The organism is Imperialibacter sp. (assembly GCF_040222385.1).
Classification (GTDB): Bacteria; Bacteroidota; Bacteroidia; order Cytophagales; family Cyclobacteriaceae; genus Imperialibacter.
Genome location: NZ_JAVKDF010000002.1, coordinates 112,073 through 126,164, shown reverse-complemented (window position 1 = coordinate 126,164; position 14,092 = coordinate 112,073). Strand labels below are relative to the sequence as shown.

Below are 14,092 nucleotides of genomic sequence, written 5' to 3'. Positions count from 1 at the left end.
TATGAGTGACAAAAAGCTATTCTTTAGAAAACTGGGGCAGGGAAAGCCGCTTATTATTTTGCACGGGCTTTTTGGAGCCTCGGACAACTGGCTGACCATTGGCAAGTCATTGTCTGAACATTATGAGGTCTATCTGGTCGATCAGAGAAACCATGGCCAGTCGTTCCACGACCCAGCGCACAATTTTGATGTAATGGCGGAAGACCTGGGTAACTTTATAAAAGAGAATAATATTGCTCAGCCGATCATTCTTGGCCATTCAATGGGCGGTAAGGTGGCAATGAACTATGCGTTGAACCACCCGGGCAAACTTGAGAAGCTGATTGTTGTAGACATTTCACCTCGTGGTTACAAAGTCCACCATGACAAAATACTGGAGGGGTTAAAGTCTATTGACCTCGGCTCTCTGGAATCAAGAAAAGAGGCAGATGATCAGCTGGCCAAATATGTTCCCAATGTGGGCGAAAGACAGTTTCTGCTTAAAAGCCTTAGCCGAACCGGTGACGGATTCGAATGGAAAATAAACGTGGCTGCCATCGATAATAATATCGGGTTGATCGTTGGAGAAATAGACGGAGAGCCAAATCCTGTTCCAGCCCTTTTTATAGATGGCGAGAACTCTAACTACATTCGGGACATTGACCTTCCGATTATCAAGAAGCTTTTTCCTGACAGCCAGGTTGTTACTATAAAAAATGCCGGACACTGGGTGCATGCCGAGCAGCCTGAAGCATTTCTTGAGACATTGATGGCCTTTCTATCGTAGAAGAGCACATGAGCGCTGGAAAATTATACCTGGTACCAAGTCCACTTTCCGCTAACAAGGTCGACTTGATCATCAATGAACAAACCAAGCAGCTTATTTCGTCACTCAATTGGTTCTTCGCTGAGAACATCAGGACCTCCAGAAGATTTATCAGCTCCTTGAATTTAGGCAAGCCCATCGAATCGCTGCATTTTGCTGAGCTCAACAAAGACACTGAGGATGCAGAAATATCGAAGCTTATGGATATTGTCACTTCCGGCGAAAATGCCGGTGTCATCTCCGAAGCTGGCTGCCCCGGAATAGCCGATCCAGGTGCTAAAATAGTCGCCCTTGCCCACAAAAAAGGAGTTGAAGTAATCCCACTGGTTGGTCCTTCCTCTATTTTTTTGGCGTTAATGAGTTCCGGGTTTTCTGGTCAGTCTTTCACCTTTCATGGGTATTTGCCAATTGATAAGAGAGCAGCGCAGGACAAGGTAAGGCAAATGGAGAAAGAGGTTGTGCTACAGGGTACAACACAAATTTTCATGGAAACGCCCTACAGAAACAACCAGTTAATGGAGGTAATCATCAATACCTGCCAAAATAACTCGCTTTTATGCATCGCAAGCGATATAACAGGAGAGACGGAGTTTATCCAAACCAAGAAAATTTCTGACTGGAAGGTTAAACACCCAAATTTACACAAAATACCAACTGTTTTCCTGTTTGGAAAATAATACCTGGGCCTCAGGTTTTTAAATAAGGAAAGCTCCGCTAAATTTGCACGCTTAAAAATCAGACAACAAAGAAAAACAAATGCCATATCTATTCACGTCGGAATCTGTGTCGGAAGGGCACCCTGATAAAGTAGCTGATCAAATTTCAGATGCGCTGGTCGATCATTTTCTCGCTTTTGACCCTAATTCGAAAGTTGCTTGCGAAACACTTGTAACTACTGGTCAGGTAGTGTTAGCTGGTGAAGTAAAGTCAGACACTTATATTGATGTGCAGTCAATTGCCCGTGAGGTGATTAACCGCATTGGTTATACCAAATCAGAGTATCAGTTCGAGGGCAATTCGTGCGGGGTACTTTCTGCAGTGCATGAGCAGTCGCCTGATATCAACAGAGGCGTTGATCGTGGCAAGCCAGAGGAGCAAGGTGCCGGCGATCAGGGAATGATGTTTGGCTTTGCCAGCAACGAAACCTCAAGCTATATGCCATTGGCGCTTGACCTTTCTCACAGACTGCTGAGAGAATTGGCGGTAATGAGAAGAGAAAATGGCGCCATCAAGTACCTGAGACCTGACGCCAAGTCGCAGGTGACAATCGAGTACTCTGATGACCATACACCCATCAGGATTGACTCCATTGTTGTTTCGACCCAGCACGATGACTTTGATGAAGAGACCAAGATGCTTGCAAAAATTAAGCAGGACATCATCAGCGTTTTAATTCCAAGAGTAAAGGCACAACTTCCTGATCATATTCAAAAACTGTTCAACGATCAGATAAAATACCACGTTAACCCAACTGGCAAATTTGTTATTGGTGGCCCCCATGGTGACACTGGCCTGACCGGAAGAAAAATCATTGTAGATACCTACGGAGGCAAGGGCGCTCACGGTGGTGGTGCATTTTCCGGTAAAGACCCGAGCAAAGTTGACCGCTCAGCAGCCTATGCTACACGCCATATTGCCAAGAACCTGGTAGCTGCAGGTGTAGCTGATCAAATTCTTGTGCAAGTTTCCTACGCTATTGGAGTGGTAGAACCTATGGGTATTTTTGTTGATACCTATGGCTCAGCAAAAGTAAAAATGTCAGATGGAGAAATTGCTCAGAAGGTATCCGCAATTTTCGACATGCGTCCGGGCATCATCGAACAACGTTTGAAGCTTCGTCAGCCGATGTACCAGGAAGCAGCAGCTTACGGACATATGGGCAGAAAAAATGAAGTAGTTAAGAAGAAGTTTACCAGACCTGGCGAAACAAAAGAAATGGAAGTGGAGCTTTTCACCTGGGAAAAACTTGACTACGTTGATAAGGTAAAAAAAGAGTTTGGCCTATAAGCCAGGCAATAACTGATACGAATACTGACCTGTTGGTGAATACCGACAGGTCTTTTTTTTACTTAACAAACGCCTCTATCGTTACTGAATTGTCGGGCAGGTACCGCTGCATAAAGAAGTCCTCCAGTGCTATTCCCCTTTCCTGTGCATAGTCAAAAATCATCGTTTGTATTTTTTCCCGACTGGGCCGCACCAACCAGTGCATGGAAAGGTTCACCGTAAGGCTTCCTGGAGCTCTTAACTTTTTCAATTGATAGTTGCCTTCAATTTGGGTTACTCTTCCTGTCAGCAACACTCCGAAAAACTGATTGATTTCATCGCCATCTTCCGGTGGATAAGTAAGCTCCACCAAATCCCCCTTCCAGTCCTCGTTGATAATTTTTGACCGGATGTCTTCAAAAACCATCCTTGCCGAATCAGCCACGTAGCGACCTTTGAAAGGTGTGCCCACTATGTCGTAGCTTACCGCACCAGACTCCTGAACTTCGTATTCTTTGGTGCCTCCAAGAAGAAAGTAAATGCTGAATGAAATAATTGCCAGAGAGACGGCAGAAATAGCGTAGTACTTGTACCTGGGGTCAATCGTCATGGATTTGATCTGTTGAGGCATCAAAAGAAATCAAAAAAAGGCCGATTTCAAACATCACTAAACGACCTCCTTGTATTGCATTTTGTGTAGCTGAGCGTAGTAGCCATCCATGCCCAACAGCTCGTCATGGGTGCCTTCCTCCTTTATTTCGCCTTTCTCAAGCACCACAATTTTGTTTGCCCGTTGAATTGTCGAGAGACGGTGAGCAATCACAATTGATGTTCTTCCTTTCATTAGTTTGTCAATGGCTCCCTGAATCAGTTCTTCAGTCTCAGTATCAACCGATGAAGTGGCCTCATCGAGGACAATGATTTTGGGGTCATACACCATGGCCCGTACAAAGGAGATGAGCTGGCGCTGCCCTACAGACAGTGTGGCGCCACGTTCCATCACATTATAGTCGAAGCCGCCTGGCAGCCGCTCTATAAACTCCCGTGCACCAACAAGCTCGGCTGCCTCAATCACTTTTGATTTTGGAATTTCGGGGTTGCCGAGGGTAATATTATTAAGAATGGAATCTGAAAACAGAAAAACATCCTGAAGCACTACGCCGATATTGAGCCTGAGCGACGCCAGGTCATATTCTCTCACGTCCACCCCATCAATGGTGATGCTGCCCTTGTTGATTTCATAAAATCTACTCAATAGGTTTATTACCGAAGACTTACCAGCTCCTGTAGCCCCCACCAAAGCCAGGGTTTCTCCCGGATTCACTTCAAGGTTGATATCCTTCAGCACGTATTCTTCGTCGATGTAGGCAAAAGATACATGCTCAAACTTCACTTCGCCCTTCAAGGTAGTTGGTGCAAAAGTGCCGTTGTTCACAATGTGCTCCTTACTATCGAGTAAATCCAGAATCCTGTTGGAGCTAACGATGCCCATTTGCAGGGTGTTGAAGCGATCAGCAATCATCCTGATGGGGCGGAAAAACATCTGGATATACATGATAAATGAGATCAGCACGCCAAGGGTGATTTGATCGTCGATAACGCCTCTGGCGCCATACCAAACCACAAGACCAATACCCGCTGCCTGGATCACCTCAGCCACTGGGAAATAAATTGAATAATAGAGTACCGACCTGATGTTGGCCTTTTTATGCTCCCGGTTGATCTCCTTGAATTTTTCGTACTCCCTGTCTTCGCTGTTGAATATCTGCACGATGTTCATGCCTGTGATATGCTCCTGTACGAAAGAGTTCAGGTTGGAAACGGCTGTGCGGACCTCATTGAAAGCCACCTTCACTTTCTCTTTGAAAACGTAGGTGCTGATAATGAGCAAGGGAAGCGTAGAAAGACTTACCAGCGTCAGCTTCCAGCTAATCGCAAACATCATGGCAAAGATGACGACGATCTGAAGCAGGTCTCCAATAATAGCTGCCAGGCCTTCGCTGAATACGTCGGACAGAGTCTCTACGTCAGACACGTTTCTGGTCACGAGGCGGCCAATAGGCGTTTTGTCAAAAAACTTAAGTTTCAGCGTTTGGAGGTGCTTGAAGAGCTTGATCCTGATGTCTCGAATAATGAACTGGCCCAGCCAACCCGACAAGTAAGTATGGCTGTATTGCACAATAGCGGTTGCAACGATTACCCCGACCAAAATAAGGGTCATGTTCACCAGTCCCTGGAAATCACCAATGGCCACGTACTTATCAATCGTAATCTGAATGAGGTAAGGGCGAAGTGGTGACAAAAACGCCAGCAGAATGGTGAGCACCACGAGAAAGTAAAACTTGCCTATGTAGGGCTTTGCAAATACAAAAAGTCGCCTGAGTACTTTCAGGTCAATGATATTTCCGCTTACGGTTTCCTTTTCCAAAACTATTGACTAGGGACGTGGTTAGTAATTAACTGCAAATTTCAAGAAAGGATATAAATTTCTTCAGGATAAGTAACGTTTGTTAGAAAAAGACCTTCAGCTGGCACATTGCGAGCCGCCGACTTCCTGTCTCTGCTCTCCAAAATCTCCTTAAATTCAGTCTGGCTCAGTCTGCCCTGTCCTGCCTCCAGCAGCGTTCCAACCACGGCCCGAACCATCCCTCTTAAAAATCTATTGGCACTAACGTAAAATATGAGGCTATCGTTCTCTCTTCTCCAGCGAGCTTCGAAAATATCACAATCAAAATGCTTGACATCAGTCTTCACTTTGCTAAACGACTGAAAGTCCTTCCATGTCAACATCAGCGCCGCCGTCTTATTCATGACATCCACGTCCAGCTCCGGCCTGAAAAGATAGCTGTATTTAGTTTTGAAGGGATCCTTTTTTTGATGAATGTGATATTCGTAAGATCGTGACTCAGCGTCGAAGCGGGCATGCGCTTCCGACCGGACGGGCTTAACCCAATGAGCGGCAATGTCGTGAGGCAGCAGGGAATTAAGCCTGTAGAGAAATTCCTCAGGTTCGTGCCTGAGTTCCATGTCGACGTGCGCCACCTGCACCCGGGCATGCACGCCTGCATCGGTTCGCCCACTGCCGACACATTCCACTTCGGTGCCAAGTAACGTGCTCAAACATTGGGTAACAACCTGCTGCACAGCCACAGCGTTGTGTTGGGTCTGCCAACCGCTATATTTTGTGCCATCGTAACTCAACTGAATAAAATACCGCATGCCCGGCAAAGGTAATTCATTCAACATAATTCACATGTTCAGCCGATTAAGGTTTTCTCTAAAGTCTTTTATGCGTTTATTTGCCAAAAATTCTTCCAATGCTTCAGCGAATCCAATCTATATTTCTGGCGCTTGCTGCCATCGTCATGGTCATCATTGTCTTTCTCCCGCTATGGCAAAAAATTGATGTCGAAAAAAGTGAAATAGTGACCATTACCGCTCTTGAAATCACCCATATCAGATATGCGGGCGATGGTGTAGCGATAGACGAGATTCTGGCTGAGAAAAACATCATGTACGTAGCCGCTCTTTGTCTGATTGCTGCAGGAGTGGCCTTTTTTTCTATTTTTCAATATGGCAATAGACTCCGCCAGATTCAGTTCGGCGCCCTGAACTCCCTCATCATTGGTGGCACAATGTTTCTCGTTCTCTACTTTTGCTGGAATGCAGAAAAGACTATCGTTCCAGACGAAAAAGGTGCTTACCTGGCGGCCTTTTATCTTTTTCCTGTGGCCCTCATCCTCAACTCTATGGCCAACCGCTTTATCCGGCGTGACGAGAGGCTGGTGCGTGACTCCAACAGGCTCAGATAAAATCAAAATTTTTAATGCGGCAGTAATCGACAAAATGGTCGACGAAGGTGGCTAATTCCGTTGGCCTGACACTTCTTACTGCCATCCTGACAGCCTTGTGGGTAAAATCGGGCTATGGAACGGCTTTTGCCAACCCTTCACTTATTGACCAATCATTTGCAAACAAATACAAACATGGTAACAGAAGAAAAAGGCACCCTTTCGATCCACACCGAGAATATTTTTCCCATTATCAAGAAATTTCTCTATTCGGATCACGAGATCTTTTTGAGGGAGTTGGTATCGAATGCCGTGGATGCCACACAAAAGCTGAACCGCCTGGCAGCCCTGGGCGAGTACAAAGGAAAAATTGGTGACACAAAAATTAAAGTGTCTATCGATGAGAAAGCAAAAACAATCACAATCAGTGACAAAGGCATCGGTTTAACGACCGATGAAATAAAGAAATACATCAACCAAATTGCCTTTTCGGGCGCAGCCGAATTTGTTGAGAAATACAAAGATAAAGGAGAGGAGAAGCAAATCATTGGCCATTTCGGCCTCGGTTTCTACTCTTCTTATATGGTCGCCAAAAAGGTAGAAATCTTCACGAAATCGTATCAGACAGGGGCAGAAGCTGCCCGCTGGGAGTGCGATGGATCAACTGATTTTGAAATTACCCCGACCAAGAAAAAAGACAGGGGTACAGACATAGTGCTTCACATTGCTGAAGATTCTGAAGAGTTTTTGCAAAAGCACAGACTTCAGGGTATTCTGGATAAATACTGCAAGTTCCTGCCTATCGAAATTGAATTCGACGACAAGGTGGTTAACAACCCAAGCCCCATCTGGACGAAGCAGCCAAGTGAGTTAAAAGATGAGGACTACCTGAACTTTTACAAAGAGCTTTATCCATTTGCTGAGGATCCTCTTTTCTGGATTCACCTGAACGTGGATTATCCTTTCAACCTTACTGGTGTGCTGTATTTCCCTAAGCTGAAAAATGAGCTGGATGTTCAGAGAAACAAGATTCAACTATACAGCCGCCAGGTATTCATTACCGACGAGGTGAAGGACGTAGTGCCGGAGTTTTTGATGCTGCTTCACGGCGTGATCGACTCGCCTGACATTCCATTGAACGTATCGAGGAGCTACCTTCAGTCGGACGGGAACGTGAAGAAAATCAACACTTACATTACCAAGAAAGTAGCAGATAAGCTTGGCGACCTCTTCAAGAAAGATAGAGCAGGGTATGAGAAAAAGTGGAACGACATTGGCCTTTTCGTGAAATACGGAATGATCAGTGAAGAGAAGTTTTATGAGAAGGCGCTTGACTACACGCTTGTGCAGGATATCGATGACAAGTTTTACACACTCAAAGAATACGAAGAGCATGTAAAGCCAAATCAAGCTGACAAGGATGGCAATACAATCTTCCTTTACACAACTAAACAGGCACAGCAGCACAGCTACATTGAAAACGCCCGGAAGCGTGAGTATGGCGTGCTGAAAATGGACGGCCAGCTCGACAACCACTTCATCAACCACATGGAAATGAAGATGGAAAAGGTAAACTGGAAGCGAGTGGATGCTGATGTGCTGGACAAATTGATCGACAAAGACGAGAAGAAGGAGTCGGTGCTTTCGGAGAAGGAGCAAACTGAAGTAAAAGAACTTTTTGATAAGGCGATAAACAACAAAGCATTCACAGTAAACGTGGAAGCCATGTCGACTGACGACATGCCGGTGGTAATCACATTGCCGGAGTTTATGCGCAGAATGAAAGACATGTCAGCAATGGGTGGAGGAATGGCCATGATGGGCAATATGCCTGACGCTTATTCAGTAGCTATAAATGGCAACCATGCGTTGGTTGGCAAGATTCTCAAAGCAGCATCAGATGAGGAAAAAACTGCCCTTGCCAAGCAGGCATTTGATTTGGCCAAGTTGTCTCAGAACTTGCTGACAGGCCCTGAGCTTACCGCCTTCATCAAGAGAAGCCTTGATATAGTATCGGCCTAAGCGCCAATGCCAGCTATAAAGTTAAATCCCCGGAGCGATTCGGGGATTTTTTGTTTTTCAGCATTCAGTAGAAATTACTTTTTGTATGTGCAGGTGCCAGGGTTCGATTTGATGAAATAGCTTTTGTAGTTGGTAGCCTTCGGATCCATGCAACCTTCCAGGTTAAGTAGCTCGATATTCTTGAAATCTATCGGCTGTCCTTCACTCTGCAAGGCAATATATCCTTCTGTCAATGGCTTGCCTGGCTCCCAAAGAGCTGGATCGTAACCAGTAACGACGCCTCCGCCCATTTGAGGTTTGGAATAACGCAGCACTTCTTCGCCATTCACCTTATGAATGACCAAAGAGTCGCCCATCACGATTAACTCCGTGTGCACCCATTGGTCACCTTCATAGGTAGCTGAAGTAGAGTTAATACAGTGGTTAGGGTCAACCTTGCCATTGTACACCACATCAGTGCCCGGCGAGCACATGTTGCACGTGGGGCGTGGCTTACCATCGCCCAAGCCTGCGAGGAACTGCATTTCCACAGAGATCGGCCAGTTTTGCTCTTTCGGCATTGAGCGAGGGTCTTGAGAGTGGAACATCACGCCGCTGTTTTTTATCGTGTACTCCGGGGCACCCCGCTGCAATTCGCCAACAAACCGATAGTCCATCACCAAACGATAGTAAGAGTACGGTTGCTTGTAGTATAAATGACCAAACTGCTCGTTGAAGTCGCCGTATTGATCGTAGCGAACTTTGATGATGCCATCCTCTACCCTGAATGTGTTGCCAAAGTTTACGTCCACATCGTGGTGATAGATTTTGACAATCCAATCATTAATGTCCTTTCCGTTGAAGAGTGTCGTCCATTCCTCCTTGGCCTTTTTTGACTGGCCTACCACGGTTATTGAAAGCGTGGGGGTGACTAGAATCGCTATTACTATTGATTTGATTAAGCAGGAAACAGAGTGGCTTTTCATAGGTGTTTTTCTTGTAATTATAGGCAGTTCCAAAGAATTACTCCCCGGATACCATTGATCTTTTGATAATTAGACGACTTAACGGGGTTTGTTCCTAAATTCGCCTTTAAATTTGAGCATCATTTGGCAAACCAAAAGGCGCCACTTCTTTGTTGTTGATATAATTCTGAAGACTAAAATAACTATAAATGTCAAACCCTCTTTTAGAAAGTTTTTACACCCCATTCGATACCATTCCTTTCAGTAAAATTAAGAATGAGCACTATCTGCCTGCCTTTACAGAAGGTATTAAGCTCGCCAAGGAGGAGATAGCTCTTTTAACACAGTCCAGTGAGCCTCCTACTTTCGAAAATACTATTGTGGCCCTGGAAGCCTCTGGGAGCAAAGTCAACCTCATATCTAATATTTTCTTCAACCTGAACTCGGCTGAAACAAGCGACGAGATGCAGGCGTTGGCCAAAGACATTTCGCCTTTGCTTTCCGAGTTTAGCAATGATGTGATGCTCAATGAAGCGCTTTTCAAAAAAGTAAAGCTGGTATACGAAACTACCGACAAAACCAAACTTGATGAGGAGTCTCTGACGCTTCTGGAGAAGACCTATAAAGGCTTTGTTAGGAATGGCGCCAACTTGTCGGCAGATAAAAAAGAGAAGCTACGTACGATAGACAAAGAGATTTCAGTGCTGGGCCAGCAGTACGGCGAAAATGTGCTTAAGGAAACCAATGCCTTTAGCATGGAAGTAACGGATGAAAAGGAGTTGGATGGACTTCCTGATTTCGTAAAAGAAGCGGCGGCGGAAACAGCGAAGGAAAAGAACAGGGAAGGTACGTGGATATTTACACTTCAATACCCCAGCTACATTCCCTTCATGACCTATTCGGCCAATAGGGAGCTTCGCAAGAAGATGTTCATGGCCTATGGCTCACGGAGTTTCAAAGGCAATGAGTTCGACAATCAGGAGGTGGTGAAGAAACTAGTGCAACTCCGCTTCGAACGGGCTCAGTTGCTCGGCTACCCCACCCATGCACATTTCGTGCTTGAAGAAAGAATGGCCGAAACACCGGAGAAAGTCAATGAGTTTCTTACCGACATACTGACGATTTCTCAACCTGCCACCCAAAAAGATGTAGAAGAACTTACTGCTTATGCCAAAAAGCTGGATGGACTTGATGCAATTGAAAGGTGGGACTTTGCTTACTACAGCGAAAAGCTGAAAAAAGAAAAGTATGAGGTAGACGACGAATTACTCAAACCCTATTTTCAACTTGAAAAAGTGATTGATGGGGTGTTCAAAGTAGCTGAAAAACTTTTTGGGATTCACTTTGTGGAAAACAAGGACATTGACAGGTACCACCCGGAGGTGCTTGTGTATGAAGTGAGAAATGAGCAGGAAGAGCTCGTAGCCATTTTCTATGCTGACTTCTTTCCCCGGGAAGGCAAACGAGGGGGCGCCTGGATGACAGTTTTTCGTCAGCAAAAGAAAGCTAACGGAGAGGACAAACGTCCACATATCAGCATCGTGTGCAGCTTTACCAAGCCCACGAAATCTACGCCCTCGTTGCTCACCTTCAATGAGGTGCAGACACTTTTCCATGAGTTTGGTCACGCACTACACGGCATGCTGGCCAAAGGCAACTACGGCAGCCTGAGCGGCACTAATGTGTACTGGGATTTTGTGGAGCTTCCGTCGCAGATTCTGGAAAACTGGACACTTGAAAAAGATTGCCTTGACCTGTTTGCCAGGCATTACAAAACCGGCGAAGCTATTCCTGCAGATCTTGTGCAAAGGCTGAAAGACAGCGCTAATTTTCAGGCAGGTTATGCTACTACCCGCCAGGTAGCGTTCGGCATGCTCGACATGGCCTACCACGGCGTAGACCCATCAGGCATAAAGGATGTTGGGGAGTTTGAAAAAGCACTATTCGAAAAAATGGAGGTGCTTCCTCAGGTGAAAGAAACCAATATGAGCTGCCAATTTTCTCACATATTTAATGGCGGCTACTCGTCTGGCTACTATAGCTACAAATGGGCCGAAGTGCTGGATGCTGATGCTTTTGAGTTTTTCAAAGAGAAGGGTATTTTCAACAGCGAGGTAGCTGGTAAGTTCAAAGACAACATCCTCTCCAAGGGAGGCAGTGAACACCCAATGATACTCTACAAGAAATTCAGAGGACGTGAACCAGACCCAAAAGCGTTGCTGCGTCGGGCTGGACTACTGAAAAAGTAGTGCTGAGAAGCAACAAAAAAGGCGATCGGTCTGAACCAATCGCCTTTTTATTTTCCTAAAAGGAGGATTAGAAAATAAGAATGATCAGTAGTACTATGATAATAATAGCACCCACTGACAATGTCAGCTTATTGTTCAAGAAATCCAGTTCTTTCTTGATCTCTCTCAGCTCTTTCTTCACCTCCTTGCGATCTTCCTTTGAGAGTTCATTTTTTTTCATGTCTTTGATCTCATTCACCCTTTGGGTCAGCTGAGTCACTCTCTCTTCGGCCTGCTCTTCCGTAAGGTTATTGATTTGTTCTTTTGTCATTGGCTCCGTTCCAGCAGCGAAAGCACTGGTGCCGAAAACCAAAGTAAATGCCGCCAAGGCTAGAATAGATGTAAATAGTTTCCTTTTCATAGATTGATAATTTTCGAATTCAATTCAAAATAGGCCTTTTCGAAATACCAAACAAGATGGGAAGTGTTGATTGAAAAAAGAAAAGCCGATCTTAATTGACCGGCCTTTCCTGGATGCGATGTTTAGCCAACTATTTTACTTTAATGCCCAGATCTTATCGTAGCCTCTTTCTATTTCGGCTTCTCGCAGGCGTTTCATTGCGTCCCTCATAGCATTCATCATGTCGTCTTTTCTCACTATGCTGTTCAGGGCATTAATGTCATTAAACTCAGACTCGGAGAAAGGCTTGCCATCGGACGCTGCTACCCAACCTGAGCCATATTGCACATCTTTATTGGTATAGGTTTCTTCCCTCCCTTGAATGAAAAAGTTGAGCCTGGGTACAAGGATAATTTTTCCGTTGTCATCCCCCGCAATCTGCAAGTCCATTTGCACATTGATCAGGCCGTCAACATCCGCATCCTTCATCAGGTTGATGATTGGCCGATCAGAGGTCATATTGGTGGAAATAGAACCAAAAATGTCAGCCACCTTGGTTGGCTGCATATTGACCGTGTTTTTATAAGTCTTCACAATCAGGTCATCGGTATTCTTTTCTTTAACCGGATAAAATTCCTCGTAGTAAGAAGATGCCGTCAGCTTTTCAGTAGGCACCATTTCTATAGAAAATTCTTCTTTGAACATTTTGACAATGTCAGCGTGCATGTTGTTAAGCAGTTGATCCCAGAAAGCATCTGGCAGTTTTGGAAACTGGTAGGTGGTCGTTGTTGTTGTGGTAATTTTTGTATTGTAGCCGTATGAAACTGATTCGCTGGTTTCTTGTTTGAACAAAACACCCCGAACAGAAAGCGATGAAACTGCAAATTTCGATCCTTGCGAAAATGGTGCCCCTGTAGCTGCGTTTGGCTTGCTGGCCGCAAAATTCAATACGCCAGAAGGGTTGTCAATTTTCCCTTTCACACTTGTGGACCCATAAACACTTTCCTGTTGCTTGCCTGACACATTCACTTTCATCGAGCCATACGCCCTGCTCTGAAGCTCTGCTGCGGCAGTCGACTGCTTATCGGTAGGCGCTTGCACATAGCGTTCTACTATCAAATAATTCTCTCCCTGGTTGTAATTGCCCACGCCGTCCACACTGCCTGAAATAGTCGGGTTGCTGAGTGATTCCTTGGGGATGATTACTTTATCGGTAGACTTGAATGAAGCAAAGTAGTTGAGCCCCCTTGCCCCGGCTACGTCAGTCACCAGCGCCACATTTAAAAGGCTGCCTTCGTGGCCGGAGCCATTTTCAAGTACTAACTCAATATCTTTAGATAGGTCGACCTCAGCGTTTGACGTCGAGCCATTCACAGAAATGATTTTCACCGACGGTACAGGCTTAATCGTAAAGGATGCTTTATCTCCCGTTACGGTTTCCACGTTCACGGTTTTTGGGCTAAGATCGCCAGGCTCAAGCTCGATCATGTAGTACCCCAAACCCGTCGAAGTCAGCTCTTTGCCCTCGCTGGTTACTGAGCCGTCTATGTTGAGCATTCCGAGGCCCTCTGCTTTTGAAAAAAATATAGCAACGGCCACATCGCCTTCCTTAAAATCTTCGGGGTACACCTCCTGGCCAGAAATCCGGGCTTCCATAGTGTGCATACCGTTGATATGATGTACCAATACGGCAGCTTCTCCCAGGTTGGAGGTTTTGGAGGTCATCAGCTTGGCTGTTAGTTTACCTATTTTTTCACCCAACTTTAATCCTCTCTTTTCCTGCGCTTGAGAAATCTCAGTAGCCAGCAAAAAGACAAACGGTATGAGTAATCCTATTTTTTTCATAGTCGATTAATTTGGTGCTAAGTACCTGATAATAGCATTTCGAGAAAATCGCTCATACGGGGTATTTAACA

The 14,092-nt window shown here is 45.2% G+C and carries 12 protein-coding genes; 6 read left to right on the top strand and 6 right to left on the bottom strand.

The window, feature by feature from the left end; translation table 11 throughout:
- The first annotated feature begins 1 nt into the window (after window position 1).
- The 3 genes from RIG68_RS00630 (at window position 2) to metK (ending at window position 2,812) form a co-directional block, all read left to right on the top strand.
- Window positions 2–766, top strand: coding sequence for an alpha/beta fold hydrolase (locus tag RIG68_RS00630; protein ID WP_350117727.1), 765 nt, complete (start codon window positions 2–4; stop codon window positions 764–766).
- An 8-nt stretch (window positions 767–774) separates the two neighbouring features.
- Complete coding sequence (locus tag RIG68_RS00625) at window positions 775–1,482, top strand: SAM-dependent methyltransferase (RefSeq protein ID WP_350117725.1); 708 nt, start codon at window positions 775–777, stop codon at window positions 1,480–1,482.
- A gap of 79 nt (window positions 1,483–1,561) precedes the next feature.
- On the top strand, window positions 1,562–2,812 hold the full coding sequence (metK, locus tag RIG68_RS00620; protein WP_350117723.1) for a methionine adenosyltransferase: 1,251 nt from the start codon (window positions 1,562–1,564) through the stop codon (window positions 2,810–2,812).
- 58 nt (window positions 2,813–2,870) lie between these two features.
- Here the strand turns inward: metK and RIG68_RS00615 are convergent, their stop codons facing one another.
- From RIG68_RS00615 to truA, 3 genes are read right to left on the bottom strand one after another with little or no spacing between them, the layout of a single operon-like run.
- Window positions 2,871–3,422, bottom strand: a complete 552-nt coding sequence (locus RIG68_RS00615; protein ID WP_350117721.1) for a hypothetical protein — start codon at window positions 3,420–3,422, stop codon at window positions 2,871–2,873.
- Between the two features lie 36 nt (window positions 3,423–3,458).
- Window positions 3,459–5,225 carry an ABC transporter ATP-binding protein gene (locus RIG68_RS00610; RefSeq protein ID WP_350117788.1) on the bottom strand — a complete coding sequence of 589 codons (1,767 nt, stop codon included), beginning with the start codon at window positions 5,223–5,225 and terminating at the stop codon, window positions 3,459–3,461.
- A gap of 35 nt (window positions 5,226–5,260) precedes the next feature.
- On the bottom strand, window positions 5,261–6,037 hold the full coding sequence (gene truA, locus RIG68_RS00605; RefSeq protein ID WP_350117719.1) for a tRNA pseudouridine(38-40) synthase TruA: 777 nt from the start codon (window positions 6,035–6,037) through the stop codon (window positions 5,261–5,263).
- 71 nt (window positions 6,038–6,108) lie between these two features.
- On the opposite strand from truA, the gene RIG68_RS00600 reads away from it, so the two are divergent.
- Both RIG68_RS00600 and htpG read left to right on the top strand, forming a co-directional pair.
- A complete protein-coding gene (locus RIG68_RS00600) occupies window positions 6,109–6,603 on the top strand; it encodes a DUF4293 domain-containing protein (protein ID WP_350117717.1) in 495 nt (164 codons plus the stop codon).
- Window positions 6,604–6,777: 174 nt separating this feature from the next.
- A complete protein-coding gene (gene htpG, locus RIG68_RS00595) occupies window positions 6,778–8,604 on the top strand; it encodes a molecular chaperone HtpG (protein ID WP_350117715.1) in 1,827 nt (608 codons plus the stop codon).
- A 74-nt stretch (window positions 8,605–8,678) separates the two neighbouring features.
- On the opposite strand, the gene RIG68_RS00590 is transcribed toward htpG, so the two are convergent.
- Window positions 8,679–9,569 (bottom strand): 3-keto-disaccharide hydrolase, encoded by an 891-nt coding sequence (locus RIG68_RS00590; protein WP_350117713.1) that lies wholly within the window; start codon window positions 9,567–9,569, stop codon window positions 8,679–8,681.
- 188 nt (window positions 9,570–9,757) lie between these two features.
- Between RIG68_RS00590 and RIG68_RS00585 the strand changes: the two genes are divergently transcribed.
- Window positions 9,758–11,797 (top strand): M3 family metallopeptidase, encoded by a 2,040-nt coding sequence (locus tag RIG68_RS00585; RefSeq protein WP_350117711.1) that lies wholly within the window; start codon window positions 9,758–9,760, stop codon window positions 11,795–11,797.
- A 67-nt stretch (window positions 11,798–11,864) separates the two neighbouring features.
- Here the strand turns inward: RIG68_RS00585 and RIG68_RS00580 are convergent, their stop codons facing one another.
- Both RIG68_RS00580 and RIG68_RS00575 read right to left on the bottom strand, forming a co-directional pair.
- Entirely contained in the window at window positions 11,865–12,197 is a 333-nt protein-coding gene (locus RIG68_RS00580) for a hypothetical protein (protein ID WP_350117709.1), read from the bottom strand.
- Between the two features lie 135 nt (window positions 12,198–12,332).
- Window positions 12,333–14,021: a hypothetical protein gene (locus RIG68_RS00575; protein WP_350117707.1), complete on the bottom strand. Its 1,689-nt coding sequence runs from the start codon at window positions 14,019–14,021 to the stop codon at window positions 12,333–12,335.
- Between the last annotated feature and the right edge of the window lie 71 nt (window positions 14,022–14,092).